This window comes from Pseudomonas sp. N2-3-1-14, assembly GCF_041228395.1.
In the GTDB taxonomy this organism is placed as follows: Bacteria; Pseudomonadota; Gammaproteobacteria; order Pseudomonadales; family Pseudomonadaceae; genus Aquipseudomonas.
The window spans coordinates 2,755,602-2,770,520 of the sequence record NZ_CP166199.1; the positions used below are offsets into that span (position 1 = coordinate 2,755,602).

At 62.4% G+C, this 14,919-nt stretch carries 14 protein-coding genes and 1 pseudogene; 8 read left to right on the forward strand and 7 right to left on the reverse strand.

What is annotated here, in order from left to right:
• Nucleotides 1-85 precede the first annotated feature (85 nt).
• Nucleotides 86-2,374, forward strand: coding sequence for a 5-methyltetrahydropteroyltriglutamate--homocysteine S-methyltransferase (metE, locus tag AB5I78_RS12800; protein WP_369302360.1), 2,289 nt, complete (start codon nucleotides 86-88; stop codon nucleotides 2,372-2,374).
• Nucleotides 2,375-2,453: 79 nt separating this feature from the next.
• Here the strand turns inward: metE and AB5I78_RS12805 are convergent, their stop codons facing one another.
• On the reverse strand, nucleotides 2,454-3,488 hold the full coding sequence (locus tag AB5I78_RS12805; RefSeq protein ID WP_369302359.1) for a HoxN/HupN/NixA family nickel/cobalt transporter: 1,035 nt from the start codon (nucleotides 3,486-3,488) through the stop codon (nucleotides 2,454-2,456).
• Nucleotides 3,489-3,606: 118 nt separating this feature from the next.
• On the opposite strand from AB5I78_RS12805, the gene AB5I78_RS12810 reads away from it, so the two are divergent.
• Entirely contained in the window at nucleotides 3,607-4,158 is a 552-nt protein-coding gene (locus tag AB5I78_RS12810) for a DUF924 family protein (RefSeq protein ID WP_145164495.1), read from the forward strand.
• Here AB5I78_RS12810 and AB5I78_RS12815 read toward each other — a convergent pair.
• The gene (locus AB5I78_RS12815; RefSeq protein ID WP_369302358.1) at nucleotides 4,155-5,588 is read right to left on the reverse strand and encodes a hypothetical protein; all 1,434 of its coding nucleotides are present in this window, start codon (nucleotides 5,586-5,588) and stop codon (nucleotides 4,155-4,157) included. The genes AB5I78_RS12810 and AB5I78_RS12815 overlap by 4 nt on opposite strands.
• Before the next feature lie 174 nt (nucleotides 5,589-5,762).
• On the opposite strand from AB5I78_RS12815, the gene yfcF reads away from it, so the two are divergent.
• Nucleotides 5,763-6,395 carry a glutathione transferase gene (gene yfcF, locus AB5I78_RS12820; protein WP_369302357.1) on the forward strand — a complete coding sequence of 211 codons (633 nt, stop codon included), beginning with the start codon at nucleotides 5,763-5,765 and terminating at the stop codon, nucleotides 6,393-6,395.
• A gap of 4 nt (nucleotides 6,396-6,399) precedes the next feature.
• On the opposite strand, the gene AB5I78_RS12825 is transcribed toward yfcF, so the two are convergent.
• Nucleotides 6,400-6,645: a hypothetical protein gene (locus AB5I78_RS12825; protein ID WP_145164489.1), complete on the reverse strand. Its 246-nt coding sequence runs from the start codon at nucleotides 6,643-6,645 to the stop codon at nucleotides 6,400-6,402.
• 143 nt (nucleotides 6,646-6,788) lie between these two features.
• On the opposite strand from AB5I78_RS12825, the gene AB5I78_RS12830 reads away from it, so the two are divergent.
• Both AB5I78_RS12830 and AB5I78_RS12835 read left to right on the forward strand, forming a co-directional pair.
• Entirely contained in the window at nucleotides 6,789-7,433 is a 645-nt protein-coding gene (locus AB5I78_RS12830; RefSeq protein ID WP_145164487.1) for an ATPase, read from the forward strand.
• Between the two features lie 46 nt (nucleotides 7,434-7,479).
• The gene (locus tag AB5I78_RS12835; protein WP_145164486.1) at nucleotides 7,480-7,821 is read left to right on the forward strand and encodes a hypothetical protein; all 342 of its coding nucleotides are present in this window, start codon (nucleotides 7,480-7,482) and stop codon (nucleotides 7,819-7,821) included.
• A gap of 132 nt (nucleotides 7,822-7,953) precedes the next feature.
• On the opposite strand, the gene AB5I78_RS12840 is transcribed toward AB5I78_RS12835, so the two are convergent.
• Nucleotides 7,954-8,700 (reverse strand): creatininase family protein, encoded by a 747-nt coding sequence (locus AB5I78_RS12840; protein ID WP_119741790.1) that lies wholly within the window; start codon nucleotides 8,698-8,700, stop codon nucleotides 7,954-7,956.
• Nucleotides 8,701-8,730: 30 nt separating this feature from the next.
• On the reverse strand, nucleotides 8,731-9,444 hold the full coding sequence (locus tag AB5I78_RS12845) for a murein L,D-transpeptidase catalytic domain family protein (RefSeq protein ID WP_145164484.1): 714 nt from the start codon (nucleotides 9,442-9,444) through the stop codon (nucleotides 8,731-8,733).
• A 39-nt stretch (nucleotides 9,445-9,483) separates the two neighbouring features.
• Here AB5I78_RS12845 and AB5I78_RS12850 point away from each other — a divergent pair, with 39 nt between their 5' ends.
• Nucleotides 9,484-11,070 carry a murein L,D-transpeptidase gene (locus AB5I78_RS12850; protein WP_369302356.1) on the forward strand — a complete coding sequence of 529 codons (1,587 nt, stop codon included), beginning with the start codon at nucleotides 9,484-9,486 and terminating at the stop codon, nucleotides 11,068-11,070.
• Between the two features lie 54 nt (nucleotides 11,071-11,124).
• Here the strand turns inward: AB5I78_RS12850 and AB5I78_RS12855 are convergent, their stop codons facing one another.
• Nucleotides 11,125-11,664, reverse strand: coding sequence for an AAA family ATPase (locus tag AB5I78_RS12855; protein WP_369302355.1), 540 nt, complete (start codon nucleotides 11,662-11,664; stop codon nucleotides 11,125-11,127).
• A 42-nt stretch (nucleotides 11,665-11,706) separates the two neighbouring features.
• The gene (locus tag AB5I78_RS12860) at nucleotides 11,707-12,747 is read right to left on the reverse strand and encodes an alginate lyase family protein (protein ID WP_369302354.1); all 1,041 of its coding nucleotides are present in this window, start codon (nucleotides 12,745-12,747) and stop codon (nucleotides 11,707-11,709) included.
• Between the two features lie 109 nt (nucleotides 12,748-12,856).
• Between AB5I78_RS12860 and dapF the strand changes: the two are divergent.
• Both dapF and AB5I78_RS12870 read left to right on the forward strand, forming a co-directional pair.
• A pseudogene (dapF, locus tag AB5I78_RS12865) lies at nucleotides 12,857-13,656 on the forward strand (diaminopimelate epimerase).
• Between the two features lie 54 nt (nucleotides 13,657-13,710).
• Nucleotides 13,711-14,916: a YgcG family protein gene (locus AB5I78_RS12870; RefSeq protein WP_369302353.1), complete on the forward strand. Its 1,206-nt coding sequence runs from the start codon at nucleotides 13,711-13,713 to the stop codon at nucleotides 14,914-14,916.
• Nucleotides 14,917-14,919 lie beyond the last annotated feature (3 nt).

Sequence of the window (14,919 nt, forward strand, 5' to 3'; positions counted from 1 at the left end):
TCATCTGGAATAGAATGAGTTTGTCTCACGATGAGTGGGTGTCGACAATGGCTGCCATCAAATATCGACATTGGAGTTGTAAGTCATGGCAGTCGCTCATTCCCTGGGATTTCCGCGCATTGGACGCGATCGTGAATTGAAAAAAGCGCAGGAAGCGTTCTGGAAGGGCGAACTCGACGAAGCCGGCCTGCGCGCCGTTGGCCGTGACCTGCGCAACACTCACTGGGCGTTGCAGAAGCAGGCCGGCATCGAGCTGTTGCCGGTCGGCGATTTCGCCTGGTACGACCAGGTCCTGACTCATTCCTTGATGTTCGGCGTGATCCCTGAGCGCTTCCGCCCAGCCGACGGCCAAGCCACATTGCACACGCTGTTCGGCATGGCCCGTGGCGTCAGCGACAACTGCTGCGGCGGTGCCCACGCCCAGGAAATGACCAAGTGGTTCGATACCAACTACCACTATCTGGTGCCTGAATTCAGTGCTGACCAGCAATTCCACCTGGGTTGGGAGCAGCTGTTTGAAGAGGTCAAGGAAGCCCGTGACCTGGGCCACAACGTCAAGCCCGTCGTCATCGGCCCGCTGACCTACTTGTGGTTGGGCAAGGCCAAGGGCGGTGACTTCGACAAGCTGGACCTGCTCGATCGCCTGCTGCCGCTGTACGGCCAGATCTTTCAGCGCCTGGCTGACCTGGGCGTTGAGTGGGTGCAGATCGACGAGCCGATCCTGGTTCTGGACTTGCCGCAAGACTGGAAAAACGCTTTTGAGCGCGCCTACAACCTGATCCAGCGCGACCCGCTGAAAAAGCTCGTGGCCACCTACTTCGGTGGTCTGGAAGAAAACCTCGGCCTGGCCGCCAACCTGCCGGTCGATGGTTTGCACATCGATCTGGTGCGTGCACCGGAGCAGTACCCGACCATTCTTGATCGCCTGCCGGCTTACAAAGTGTTGTCCCTGGGCGTGGTCAATGGCCGCAACGTCTGGCGCTGCGACCTGGAAAAAGCCTTGGCGACCTTGCAGCACGCACATGAAAAGTTGGGTGATCGTTTGTGGGTGGCGCCGTCCTGCTCACTGCTGCACAGCCCGGTCGACCTGGGCCGTGAAGACACGCTGGATGCCGAGCTGAAAAGCTGGCTGGCCTTCGCCGTGCAGAAGTGCGCGGAAGTGGCGGTGCTGGCCCAGGCCGTCAACGCGCCGCAGGCACCGAATGTACGCGCCGCGTTGGCGCAGAGCCGCGCCGTGCAAGCGGTTCGCGCGGCTTCAACGCGAATTCACAAACCTGCCGTACAAGCCCGCGTGGCGGCGATCACCGCCAAGGACAGTCAGCGCCAGTCGCGGTTTGCCCAACGTATCGAGCAGCAACGTGCCGGCCTGAACCTGCCGCTGTTACCGACCACCACCATCGGTTCGTTCCCGCAAACTGCCTCGATCCGCCTGGCGCGCCAGTCGTACAAGGCCGGCAAGTTGAGCGAAGCCGAGTACGTCGAAGCGATGCACAGCGAGATCAAGCACGCCGTGCAAGTGCAGGAAAACCTCGGTTTGGACGTGTTGGTGCATGGCGAAGCCGAACGAAACGACATGGTCGAGTACTTCGCCGAACAACTCGACGGCTACGTGTTCACCCGCTTCGGTTGGGTGCAGAGCTACGGTTCGCGCTGCGTGAAACCGGCGGTAATCTTCGGCGACCTGAGCCGCCCCAAAGCCATGACCGTGGAGTGGATCCGCTACGCCCAAGGCCTGACCAGCAAGGTGATGAAGGGCATGCTGACCGGCCCGGTGACCATGCTGATGTGGTCGTTTGCGCGCGAAGACGTGAGCCGCGAAGTGCAGGCGCGTCAACTGGCGCTGGCGATTCGTGACGAAGTGGTTGACCTGGAGGCGGCCGGCATCAAGATCGTGCAGATCGACGAAGCGGCGTTCCGTGAAGGCTTGCCGTTGCGCCGGGCGCAGTGGCAACACTACCTGGACTGGGCCACCGAAGCGTTCCGCCTGTGTGCCTGCGGCGTGCGTGACGAAACCCAGATCCACACGCACATGTGCTACAGCGAGTTCAACGATGTGATCGAGTCCATCGCGGCGATGGACGCCGACGTGATCACCATCGAGACGTCGCGCTCGGACATGGAGTTGCTGGACGCGTTCGAAGCGTTCGCGTACCCCAATGACATCGGCCCGGGCGTCTACGACATCCACTCGCCGCGCGTGCCGGATGCGTCGGAAATGGCCAACTTGCTGCGCAAGGCCGCCCAGCGGATTCCGGCCGAGCGCCTGTGGGTCAACCCGGATTGCGGTTTGAAAACCCGCGGCTGGCCGGAGACAGAAGCGGCGTTGGTTCATATGGTCACCGCGGCGCGTCAACTGCGCGCTGAGCTGGCGTAACGCGGTTTAAACATGTGGGAGGGGCTTGCCCGCGATTGCAGTGTGTCAGTCCCGAATGTGGCTGACCTGCTTCTCGACTTCAGGCGAGCCGGTCGAAGCCCTTCAAGCGGTACAGCAACACCGACGCCGCCCAGCTGGCGACGAAAATCCCGATGATGATGTAGCCGAGCATCCCGAAGCTGTCGTTCAGGTTGCCGATAAAGCCCCAGAAATCACCCTTGAGCTCCAACTGGTCGGCCATCAGCCCCAGCGCCTCGATGCTGCCGATGATCACCGCCACGACCACCGAGACCAAGGTAATGCTCATGTTGTAGTAGAGCTTGCGCAGCGGCTTCATGTACGCCCAGCCGTAGGCGCCGAGCATCAAGTGGCCGTCCAGCGTGTCAACCAGCGACATGCCGGCGCTGAACAGCAGCGGGAACACCATGATCGACCACGGCGATAAGCCCTGCGCCGCCTGCGTGGCGGAAATGCCCAGCAGGGCGATTTCGGTGGCGGTGTCAAACCCCAGCCCAAACAGAAAACCCAGCGGGTACAGGTGCCAACTGCGGCTGATCAGGCGAAACAGCGGGCGGAAGATTCGCGCCATGAAACCGCGGTCGGCCAGCAGCAGGTCGAAATCCTCATCGACGTAAGCGCCGCCCTCGCGCACGTGGCGCCAGGCCTTGTAGATCGACCGCAGGATGACCAGGTTCATCAGCGCGATCACCAGCAGAAAGACCGCCGACACTGACGTGCCGATCACACCGCCAACCGCCTTGAACGCCTCGACATGGGCGGCGGTAAGGGCCACGCCAATCGAGGCCAGCACCACCACCGACGAATGCCCCAGAGAGAAAAAGAACCCCACCGCCACCGGGCGTTTCTGCTCTTGCATCAGCTTGCGGGTGGCGTTGTCGATGGCGGCGATATGGTCGGCGTCCACCGCGTGGCGCAGGCCGAAACTGTAGGCGAGCAGGGCAGTGCCCAATAACACGGGGTGCTGATGAAACGCCACCAGCGCCCAGAGCCAGGCGCCGACGTTAATGGCGACCAAAATGCCGTAAATGCCAAACAGCTTGGTGCGCACGTGGCCATTGGAATCACTGAAAACCTGGGCAAGACGGTGAATCATCCGGTAAACCCTATGTGCGATGGCACGACCGCTGCGAAGCAGGAGCGGCTCCAGAGCGGAAACTTAATGGATTCTGCCGGCGTCAATGATGAAATCTGCAAGCCAATGGGAGGTAATGATGTCGAGCATCAACGGGCAACCGGCCGAGGCGGTGATCGAGTTCTGGAAGCAGGCAGGCCCCAAGCGCTGGTTCGCCAAGGACGACGCGTTTGACGCGGCCTTTCGCGACACCTTCCATGCCACGCATATGCAAGCGGCTCGGCGCGAACTGGAGGGCTGGCTGGATTCGGCACACGGCGCGCTGGCCTTGTTGATCCTGCTGGATCAATACCCGCGCAATGCCTTTCGTGGCACCGCGCACATGTTTGCCACCGACCCGCTGGCGCGTTTGTACGCGCGGCGGATGGTCGATGCTGGCCTGGACCAATTGATCGAGCCCGAGCTGCGGGCGTTCTGTTACTTGCCGTTCGAGCATTCGGAAGACCCCGCCGATCAGCAGCGCTCGTTGGTGCTGAACCAGCAGCTGGATGCCAGCACCTACCATTGGGCCAAGGAGCATGCCGCGATCATCGAGCGGTTTGGGCGCTTTCCACACCGTAATGAAGTGTTGGCCAGGGGCACCACGGCGCAAGAGCGTGAGTTTCTCGATAAAGGCGGTTTTGCCGGCTAAGCCTGCGTCAGGCTTTCTTTGGCGCGCGCCGGGCGCAAGCGCCGCAGGCCCTTGAGGTCGACGGCCCAGCGCAACGCTTCGGTGGCTGACGGACGCGGGCCCTGGGTGATCGCGTGTTCATCCGTGGAGAGCGCACCGAGGTAACCTTGGGCGCCGCCGCGCTCGCTCCAGTAGTGGGTGTGGCTGAGCCATGAGCGGGCGAGCCAGCCTTTGCGCGAGCCCACGGTCACCGGCAAATCCAGCACGCCTGCGCCCATCACCGGGCTGACCGGGCCCGCGACGATGTCGCCAAACAGGCCATAGGGCGCGGGAAAATAGAGGTTGGTCCAGCGCGTCACTGCAAATGCCGCCGCGTGGTGCAAATACTGGGGCGTGAAGGGTTTCTGGCCGAGCATCACCGGATGACGGGCGTTGTAGCCGTAGCCCTTTTCGTCCTGAGTGGGCGGGCAGGCGGGGGCTTCGCGGCGCTCCATGCGTTTTTGGAAGTCACTGACGCTGCGTCCCAGCAACAGGCTCGCGTGGGCCATCGGGCTGCCGACGGTTACCAGATCGGTAATGCGCCATGGGTTGCCCAGGCCGCGCTGCTCGATAAAGGCTTCGGTCTGCTGCTCGCGAAATTTCAATACGCTGCCCAGGCTGCCGTCAAGCGCGGCGCCGGCGTTGGGCAGCGTGTCCTTGATGACCGGCTGCAGCGCTTCGTGATTGGCATAACGGCTGGCGAGTTCGCGGTTGCTTGGAATGACTTGGGTCAGCTGATCGTGATGTTCGTGCCACAGATAACCGACGATGTCGTAGGCGATCACGCTGCCCAAACTGTGGCCGACCACGATGATGCGGTCGTAATCGCCTTTGTTGTGCAGGGCCCGCAGCAACGCCACGCCGTCGGCGCGAATCTGCTCGCGCACCACCACGTTCTGCGGGTTGGGGCTCAGGTAACGGGCGGCGTCGCCCAGGTAGGACAGGGCCGAGTAACGCAGCGCCAGGCCTATAGCGCCGAGCAGCAACGGCACCAGCGCGAAGGGGTTGTCGCTGTGATCGAACTGGCCCCAGGCCGTGGCGAGGGTGCCGCTAGCGATCAGCAGCACCAGCAGCATCACCGTCCAGCGCGTGGTGCGCCAGATCGGCACGATGGCGTCGGGAATATCGCGGCGTGGGCGCTTGAAGATGTCCCAGAGCCAACTGAGCAGGTGGCCGACTTTGGTGCCCTGCATCTTGTGGGCCCAGTAGTACTCGTAGAAATCCGTGCTGGTGCGGCCGGACGACTTCAAGACGCGCAGGTCGAAATTGCGTGACAGCCGATCCGGCTTGCTCCAGTAGAAGGGCGTGCCGTCGGGCGTGTCGGCGGGAATCATGGCATCCACAAAGCCATGCAGGGTGTCCATCGGGCGTTGCTCGCCGATGCCGTGTATGACGACAACTGCTTGTTTCATAAGCTGATCGTTCCTTGAAAGCTTCGAATGGCGGGGCGTTTTCGCAAACTAGCGAATCGATGTGATATTGCCACTATCGAGGCTATTCCCGCCAGGAATGCCCCCATAAAAAACCGCCATTGTCTTTATTGCCCCGCCTCTCGTAGCGTGGGTGCTCACCCAAGGAGACCTGCCATGCACCCACGCCCGTTACGCCTCTATGTGGATTCCCAGTTCACCAGCCCCTACGCGATGTCGGTGTTTGTCACCCTGCGCGAAAAAGGCCTGACGTTCGACATGCTCACCTTGGACCTGGACACCGCGCAAAACCAGACGGCGGACTTTACCCAACTGTCGCTGACCCAGCGTGTGCCGACGTTGGTGGAAGGCGAGTTTGCCCTGTCGGAATCTTGCGCAATCACTGAATACTTGGAACAGGTCTATCCCGAAACGCCGGTGTACCCGGCTGACCCACAGCAGCGGGCGAGGGCGCGGCAGGTTCAGGCGTGGTTGCGCAGTGATTTGCTGGCGATCCGTCAGGAGCGCTCGACGCTGGTGGTGTTTTACGGGCAGAAAATGCCGCCGTTGTCGCCCGCCGCCGAAGCGGCCGTACGCAAGTTGTTCAGTGCGACGCAGACGCTGTTGGCCGGCAACCCACCGTACCTGTTCGGCGAGTGGTCGATTGCCGACCTTGACCTGGCGGTGATGCTCAATCGCCTGATCCTCAACGGTGACAGTGTGCCCACCGAATGGGTGGACTACGCGCAGCGCCAATGGCAGCGGCCGTCAGTGCAGGCATGGGTCAACCTGCAACGCCCAGCGCTCTAAGGGTTTACATCCATTCCTGGGACACGCGCCGGTCGAGGTCTTCCCAGTCCGCCATGCCCAGCACTCGGGTGGTGTTCAAGCCCCGCAGGTAGCCGCGCAATTGCTGGGCGCTGGCGTAACGCTGGTCGGCGTCGGCGGCCTCGTCCTGCAGCACGTCTTCATAATCGACCAGGTAATCGGCGACCCGCTCGCGAAACTCCGGCAGTACGGCTTCGCGGATGCGGTCGAAGGTTTTCTGGTGGGGCTTCATGGCGTGGTCCTTATAGTTTTATAGAGGTCGGGAGACGCGACACTATCGGTTCAAATGATAGTCACCATCAAGCATCGCAAGTTCTGTTTTTATGCCAAAAGCGCAGAATCAGCGCATCGAGACGCTGATCAAGGAAATGCGCGATGAGGACGATTATCCAACTGGGTTTAATGATGCTGATGTTCGGCAGTGTGGTTCTGACCAGCCCCGCATTTGCTGATGATCTGCCTACGGGCCATTTGCTGCCACTCGTCGGTAGCGTAGACTCCCTGCAGCGCGCGCAGTCGGTGGGTGTGCTGTACAGCGAAAACACCCGCGACAACCTCAGTTACCTTGAACGCTACCACGCCATGGCCATGAACGGCGCCAAGGATGCCCTTGACGGGCGCATCCGCGAGGCGTTCGTCAACAGCTCCGACCCGGAACTGGCGATAGATTGGCTGATGAGTTCATTGCAGGGCACGTTTCGCATCGTCACGGTCTACAGCAGCCTGGATGAGCTGGTGCAGGCTCACCCGGATGTGGTGGTGATGCTCGATACCCATAACCAATTGCTGACCCAGCGTAACGATCAGGTCGAGGCGCGTTTTGTGGCGCGGTTCTATGACGCCGATCTGCAATACATTGCCAAGGCTGAAGGCTCGGTGCACAAACAGGTGCCGTCGGTATGGGTGCATGACAAGGCGGCCCCGGACATTGCCGCGCAGATTGAACAACAGCGTGATGTACAGCTCGATGCCTTGAAGCAGTTTGATGCGTCGCTAAAGGCCCTGGTCCGCGCGGGATGACGCGCGGATCGTTGTGAACCCTATTTGGTTATTTTCAGGAATGTTTATGCGCTCTTTTTTCGTCCCGGCCCTGGCTTTTGCTTCGTTGTTGCTGACCGGTTGTATCACTGCTCCCAACGCTCCAAGCTTGACCCTGCAAACCGACAAAACCCCTGAAGGCTATGTGCAGTGCGTAGTGCCCAAGCTTGAAAAACGCGGCATCACCTCGACGGTGACGCAGAACTCGCGCCACGCCAAGGTGGTGTTGACCAGCAAGATTGCAGCCGATGATGTGCTGGAGGCCTACAAGTCCCAGGACGGCACCAAGGTGTTCCTGTACGAGCGCAAGCCACTGGCCTCGGCGATCAAACCGTCGCGGCTGGAGCTGGCGGCGCAGGACTGCAAATAATCCAGGCACGCCTGAGGGTTTGAATGTGTGGGAGCGGGCTTGCTCGCGAAGGCGGCGTATCAGTCGATACATTTATTGACTGATCCACCGTTTCGCGAGCAAGCCCGCTCCCACATTTGCGATGGGCCTGGCCTAGGGTTTTGCTTCGCTGCTGAAGGTGTTCACGGTCTTGACCAACCCCTTGGCTGCCAACGCCACCAACTCACCGCCTTTTTCCACCGTCGCCAGCGCCGGGTCCGAACCCATTCGCCCGTCGGGGAAGCGGGCGCGGAAGTCCAGCGCTTCGCGGATCGGCCCGGTATTGGCGATTTGCGGAGAATACTCGGCGGACTTGATCGATTGCGGGTACGCCCACTGCGTCACCGCAATTTCTGACGGCGTGGCATGGCTGCCGTGGCCCACCGGGAATTGGCGTTGAGCCAAATCGTGTACGCCTTCCAGGTCCCACCAGTTCACCAGCTTGAGCGCGAAACCGGCGGGGCGGCGGGCAAAACTGGCTTCGGCGTACAGCTCGGAAAACGCCGCTTCAATCGTGGCGATATTGCCGCCGTGGCCGTTCAGGAACAGGATCTTCTCGAAACCGTGTCCGGCCAGCGAGCGCACCCAGTCGCCAATGGCGGCGATAAAGGTGGAAGGGCGCAGCGAAATGGTGCCGGGAAAACCCAGGTGGTGCTGGGCCATGCCGATATTGAAGGTCGGGCCGATCAGGATGTCGGCGTTCTTCTGCGCCTCGTGGGCGATGATCTCCGGGCACATCCAGTCGGTGCCCAGCAGGCCGGTGGGGCCGTGTTGTTCGTTGGAACCGATGGGAATCACCACCGTGCGGCTGCGTTCCAGAAACTGCCCAATCTCGATCCAGGTGGAGGTATGTAGAAGCATGCGGCGCTCTCTTTTATCTGTGGGGACAGGCTAACCACCACGGATTGTACGACTACTCGCCACTTGTTGGGGCTTGCAGTTCAGATACGTCGATGACTTCAACCAGCGCTGGTCCGGGTACCAGGAAAACATGAACTGCCCATCCTTGAGTTTATCCACCACCTGGCGCGCCACTTGCGGGCGCACCGCCGGGCAACCCTGGCTGCGGCCGATGCGGCCTTCGCGCTTGCTCCACGCCGGGTTGACGTAGTCGGCGGCATGAATCACCAGCGCACGGTCGCGTGCCTGGTCATTGAAACCGGGCTCCAGGCCGTCCATGCGCAACGAGTAGCCGTGGGCGCCGAGGTAACTTTCCTGGGTGCGAAACAAGCCCAGGCTGGACTGATGGCTGCCTTCGAGATTGGAAAATTGCGTGGCGAAGTTTTCCCCGGACTTGGCACCGTGGGCCACCAGGTCGCGCAACACGAGGGTCTTTTTGCGCAAATCGAAAATCCATAACCGACGGGCGGTCGAGGGTTGGGAGTAGTCAATAACCGCTAGGCGCTCTGACCGTTCCTCGCCGTTATTGACCGCGCACTGCACCGCGCTCAGGGCGCTTTTCAGTACGGCGGGATTGAGTTCTGGAGCCGAGCGCGCCAGGCTGCTATACAAGTTAGGAGGATTCCCATTGGCGGCGAGCGCAAAATTGCTCAACGTTGCCAGCGTGACGGTGATCAAACCGAAGCGACACATAAAAGTCAGCATCTACAAAGCGTCCCCCGCTGTGGATTGGAGCCAAGTCAATTGTTCAAAAAACACGCATGTTACTTGAGCATTTGCCTGCTCGTTGCACCACTGGTCGCGACGGCTGATGAGCTGCCGATGGGCGCCGTGCCGGTAATTTCCGCAAGCCCGGTGCAACAGGCCCTCGCGCAGTTGCCCAGTGTGTGCCCCAGCCTCGCCCCGCAGATCGACGCCGCAGCCCTGGCGCGCCTGCAGGCGTTCTATCAGCAGCAGGGTGATGGGCCGCTGTGGTCTGGCGAAGAACGCCGCCAAGCCTTGCACACCCAGTTGCTGACGCTGGCCGACGACGGCCTGGACCCCAGCCACTATAGTCTGCCCACGGCGGATGCCACGGCCAACGTGCTGTGCAGCGACATCGACACCAGCCGCCAGTACCTGCAAGCCCTGCAGGATTTGCATTACGGGCGCCTGCAGCAATCGCGCTTCGAACCGTTGTGGCATTCCCAGCCACCCGCCCGCGACCCGAATACCGAGGTGCTGGCCTTCGCCGCCGCCGGCCTGCAAGACATGGCGCAAGCCTTTGACCAGGCGCGGCCCAGCGCCGATCTGTACCGCAGCCTGCGCAATGCCTATGCCGCCGTGCGCCTGCAACCGTTGCCGCATTGGGACCCGGTCGCCAGCGGGCCACTCTTGCGTCCCGGCATGGAAGACCCGCGCGTGCCGGAACTGGCGCGGCGCCTGCACAGCGGTGGCTACTTGGCCAAAGTGCCCAGCGGCACTGGCAAGCAATACCGCGACGAGCTGGTCAAGGCAGTCAAGGCCTTTCAGGCCAGCCACTCGTTACAGGCCGACGGCGTGATCGGCGCCGGCACCGTGGCCGAACTCAACATCAGCCCGGCGATGCGCCGCGACCAACTGCGTATCAACCTGGAGCGTTTTCGCTGGCTCGCCCAGGACCTTGAGCCTGAAGGCGTGCTGGTCAACGTCGCCGCCGCGCAATTGAGCGTTTACCAGAGCGGCATTCCGGTGTGGCAAACCCGCCTGCAAGTCGGGCGCGCGGAGCGTCAGACGCCGCTGCTCAAGTCGCGCATCACCCGGCTGACGCTGAACCCCACCTGGACCATCCCGCCCACCATCATGCGCGAGGACAAGCTCCCGGCTATCCGTCTGAACCCCGAATACCTGCGCCAGCAAAACCTGCAAGTGCTTGACGCCCAGGGTCACCCCCTGGCGCCCGATCAGGTCGACTGGTCGCGCCCCGGCAACATTCTCCTGCGCCAGGAGGCCGGCCCGCGCAACCCATTGGGCAAGATCGTGATGCGCTTTCCTAACCCGTACTCGGTGTACCTGCACGACACGCCCAGCCAACCGTTGTTCACCAAAGGCCCACGGGCGTTCAGTTCGGGGTGTGTGAGGGTGGAACAGCCGTTGTTGCTGCGTGACCTGCTGGTGAGCCCGGCCGAACGCGCTCGCACCGATGAACTGCTGGCAACCGGCGTGACCCATGAATTCAGGCTCGCCACGCCGGTGCCGGTGTTGCTGGGGTACTGGACAGTCGAAGTCGATCGCCAGGGCGGCCTGGTCTACGCGCCGGATATTTATGGGCGCGATCCAGTGTTGATGAAGGCGATGGGAGCAGTGCTTTAAAAAATGCCACCTACGCAGGGCGAGGGCGCTTGCGCTGGTTGGACTGCGCGACCGTCACACCTTTAGCGCCCCACCGGGCGCCAGCGCATTCGCCTCGGGTTTGAGGTGCGCCAGGATCAACGCCACCGCCTGATCTGCTGTCACATGGGCGGTATCGACCGTCAGTGGCTTTTGATCCCAGGCCTCATATTCGTGCGCCGATACGGACCGCCAGTCGGGCGGAGTCAGGCCGGGAATATCCCCCGCACGCTGTTCAACACGGCGTTGATGTTCTCGCTCATCAGAGCAAATCACCTGGATATCAACCCACGCGGCGCCTGCTTGAATCGCCACCGATTTCCACGCCTCGCGGCTTTCCCTGACCGGGTTCACACCGTCTGCGACGACGGTGTGCCCCAAGCGCAAATTGCTCAACGCCAGCGCATTGGCCACGCCGTAGCCGCTGGCACCTACGCCTTGCGCTAACACGCCCGCGTCCCGAAGCGCCTGTTCGATCACATCGATGCGCAAGTAGGCGGCACCGGTCTGGCGCGCCAGTTGGCTGGCAATCGTGGTCTTGCCGGTGCCGGGCAGGCCGCTGAATACAACAAGCATGGTCAATCCCTTGAAAGAGCAACCCGGCCAGTCTAGCCGCGCTTACGGCAAATAGCAGGCACTGATCCAATCGGCCGGGTGGGCGGCCAATTGCGTCGCCACAGGCAGGTAGCGCTTGTCCAGTTGCGCCGCCAGCCAGAACAGCGTGGCGCTGCTTTTGGGCTCCCAGGTGCCGCTGTAGCCGGCTTCGCCCACCCCGGCGCGGTCCTTGTCGAATTGCACGTGGGTGTGCACGAACTCCTGGTGGCTGCGCTGGCCATTGGCATAGGGCACCAGCCAATCGAGGGCGGCCCCCAGGGACGCGCCATTGGCCTTGAGGTTCAGCCAGTCGCCGCCGTAGGGCTTGGCCGCCAGGGCAGCTTGCACCAGAGGCTCAAGGTCGTAGACCACGTAGTGCAGGGCATCGCGGTCGTGAAAATCGGTGACCGAGCCATCGGGCAACACATTGTCGGCCATCTGCTGTTTGAACACTTGGTGGGCTTGCTCGAGCATCGTCCGGTCGCCCAGTGCAGCGGCGGCCACCGTGATCAACTTGACGCGATGGCTTTGCCAGTTGTTGGTTTGCGTGCCTTTGTTCTGGCCGTGGAACTGCTGGATACGCGCGAGGTAGCCGTTACCCAGATCACTGATCAAGCGGCGGCTGGCTGCGCGGGTTTCCAGGCGCAGGTTATCGGCAGTCAGCGCATAGGCATTGATCAGCTGGTCGAGGTTGGTTTCGTCAATCGGGTTGAAGTCCGGTTGGTACACATCGGCCCAGGCGCCAAGGTAGTCGTCGACTTGCCTGAGGTAACGCGGGTCGCCGCTCAACCGCCACGCCAGCGCGGCCTGGCGCATCACCGGCCAGTCTTTTTCGGCGGCAATGCTTTGCTCGCGAATGCCGTGGTGGGGAAGTGTGCCTTCAGTGTGCAAATGGGCCAGGGGGGTGGGACGGTCAGCCAGGTGCCGTTCTGCGGCAGCGAGCAGCGCCTTGGCCGTCGACTTCGAGGCGCTCGGCTGGCACAGGCTGGGAGGCTGGGCGGCCGCCAGGGTCGCGTGGGAAAACGCGAGCAGCAGTGCGGTCAAAGCGAAGAGGTTTTTTTTCATGGCGGGCTCTGCCGGATCAAAACGCACACACGCTAACATGCGGTCGAATCGGTCTGGATGAAACTGCCGTATGCTCACCCTCCCATTGCGCTCACCGACCGGACAGCCCATGACATTGCCCTTTGTGAAGATGCATGCCCATGGCGATGATTCATCATCATCGACCGCCGTGGCCAGGACGACCCGATCACCGCGCAGGTCGCCCGCCGTCTGGGCGACCGCCACACCGGCATCGGTTTCAATCAGCTGGCGGTGATCCTCGACGGCGTTGACGCCGCCGCGCGTATCAAATTCTGGAACCCCAACGGCACGCCGCTGCAAACCTGCGGCAGTGCCACGCGAGGTGTCGCCGACCGCTTGATGCACGAAGCCGGCACCGATTCGATTGTGCTGCGCACCGACCGTGGCCTACTGACGTGCGTACGCGCGGCGGGCCAGCGGGTGTCGGTGGACATGGGCGCGCCGTCGCTGGAGTGGTCGTCAGTACCGCTGGCCGCCGCCATGCAGACCCTTCTCTTGCCGATCAAGGGCGACCCGGCGGCGTGCAGCATGGGCAACCCGCACTGTACGTTTTTTGTCGATGACCTCGCCGCCATCGACGTGGCAGCCGTAGGTCCGGCGCTGGAAACCCATGCACTGTTCCCGGCCAGGACCAATGTGCATTTCGTGCAGGTGCTGGACCGCGCGCATATTCGTCTGCGCATCTGGGAGCGCGGCGGCGGTGTGCCGCTGGGTTCCGGTTCGTGTTGTTGCGCCGCGGTGGTCAACGGGATCCGGCGCGGCCTGCTGGATGACACGGTGCAGGTGCAGTGCGACGGCGGCACGGTCACGGTGCAGTGGGACGGGCAGGGCGGTGTGGTATTGACCGGCAGCGTGCAGCCGATCATGCAGGGCACGGCCTACGTGTGAACGTTTCAATAAGGTAAAGTCGGCGCCTTCAGGATGAAACTTCAGGTATCAAACATGATGGCGATGCTGCGGCAATCCGTGTTGAGTCTACTGGCGCTGATGTTCATCGGCCTGCTGAGCACTGCCCAGGCGCAGACGTCGCCCATCGGCGTCGCCCTCGACCAGCGGGTGATCGACCTCACCAATACCCTCGACGCCAGCATCACCGCGCGCCTCAAAGACCAACTCGCCGCCCTTGAACAGCGCAAAGGCGCGCAAGTTGCGGTACTGCTGGTGCCCACTACCGGCGGCGCGAGTATCGAGGATTACGCCAATCAACTGTTCCGCGCCTGGAAGCTGGGGCGCAAGGACGTCAACGACGGCATCCTGCTGGTGGTGGCGAAAGACGACCATACGGTACGCATCGAGGTGGGCTATGGCCTGGAAGGCACGGTCACCGATCTGTTGGCCCATCGCATCATCGAAGAACACATCACGCCGGCGTTTCGCCAGGGCGACTACGCGGGCGGTGTGCAACAAGCGGTCAATGACTTGACTGTGCTGGTGGACGGCGGCGACCTGCCAAAGCAGGCCGCGCCGCAGGTTAACCCGCAGATCATCGCAGTACTGCTGGCATTTATCGCGGGCGGCATCGGCGGTGTGCTGATCGCTGCCGGTAAGCTGCACTGGCGCCGTGCGCTGATCGCCACCGTCGTGGTGACGGTGTTGCTGACGATTTATGCCGGTGGCCATGAGTGGCCGCTATACCTGCTGGTACTTGCGCTGACCCTGCTGATCGGCGGCGCCACGTTCGGCGCCCTGTGGCTGGCGCGCGCGGTGTTTTACTGCGTGGTGGGCGCGCTGGCGTATATCGTCGGGTTGCTGGTGGTGGACCACTTTGTGGCGGTCAACTTCGTACACTGGCTGGCGTTGCCGTTTGGCGGCGCCTTGGTGCTGGCGTTGTACGTGGGGCTGTTCTTCGTCATCCGCGAGTCGTGGAAGACCAAACCACGCTTTTTTCTCGTGCGTGCGTTGGCCGTCGCGGCGGTTTATGTGGCGGTCGGTTTTATGCTGGGGCACGGCTACCAGGGCTGGATACTGGCGATACCGGCGGCCTCGGTCGTGGCGCTCATTGTCTTTATCCAGAGCATTTCCGACGGCGGCTCGGGGTCGGGCGGAGGGTCTGGTTCGAGTTCCGGCAGCTCCGGTTCAAGCTCCAGCAGCAGCTCGTCCGGCGGCGGTGGTTCCAGTGGTGGCGGTGGTGCGTCGGGCAGTTGGTAAGCC

What these genes read in the sequence shown, in the direction of transcription:
- AB5I78_RS12830 (WP_145164487.1), top strand. Translation starts at nt 6,789, where the DNA reads ATGAGGACGATTATCCAACTGGGTTTAATGATGCTGATGTTCGGCAGT.
- AB5I78_RS12855 (WP_369302355.1), bottom strand. Translation starts at nt 11,664, where the DNA reads ATGCTTGTTGTATTCAGCGGCCTGCCCGGCACCGGCAAGACCACGATT.
- AB5I78_RS12840 (WP_119741790.1), bottom strand. Translation starts at nt 8,700, where the DNA reads ATGCTTCTACATACCTCCACCTGGATCGAGATTGGGCAGTTTCTGGAA.
- AB5I78_RS12805 (WP_369302359.1), bottom strand. Translation starts at nt 3,488, where the DNA reads ATGATTCACCGTCTTGCCCAGGTTTTCAGTGATTCCAATGGCCACGTG.
- AB5I78_RS12845 (WP_145164484.1), bottom strand. Translation starts at nt 9,444, where the DNA reads ATGCTGACTTTTATGTGTCGCTTCGGTTTGATCACCGTCACGCTGGCA.
- AB5I78_RS12835 (WP_145164486.1), top strand. Translation starts at nt 7,480, where the DNA reads ATGCGCTCTTTTTTCGTCCCGGCCCTGGCTTTTGCTTCGTTGTTGCTG.
- AB5I78_RS12870 (WP_369302353.1), top strand. Translation starts at nt 13,711, where the DNA reads ATGATGGCGATGCTGCGGCAATCCGTGTTGAGTCTACTGGCGCTGATG.
- AB5I78_RS12860 (WP_369302354.1), bottom strand. Translation starts at nt 12,747, where the DNA reads ATGAAAAAAAACCTCTTCGCTTTGACCGCACTGCTGCTCGCGTTTTCC.
- AB5I78_RS12815 (WP_369302358.1), bottom strand. Translation starts at nt 5,588, where the DNA reads ATGAAACAAGCAGTTGTCGTCATACACGGCATCGGCGAGCAACGCCCG.
- AB5I78_RS12825 (WP_145164489.1), bottom strand. Translation starts at nt 6,645, where the DNA reads ATGAAGCCCCACCAGAAAACCTTCGACCGCATCCGCGAAGCCGTACTG.
- metE (WP_369302360.1), top strand. Translation starts at nt 86, where the DNA reads ATGGCAGTCGCTCATTCCCTGGGATTTCCGCGCATTGGACGCGATCGT.
- AB5I78_RS12810 (WP_145164495.1), top strand. Translation starts at nt 3,607, where the DNA reads ATGTCGAGCATCAACGGGCAACCGGCCGAGGCGGTGATCGAGTTCTGG.
- yfcF (WP_369302357.1), top strand. Translation starts at nt 5,763, where the DNA reads ATGCACCCACGCCCGTTACGCCTCTATGTGGATTCCCAGTTCACCAGC.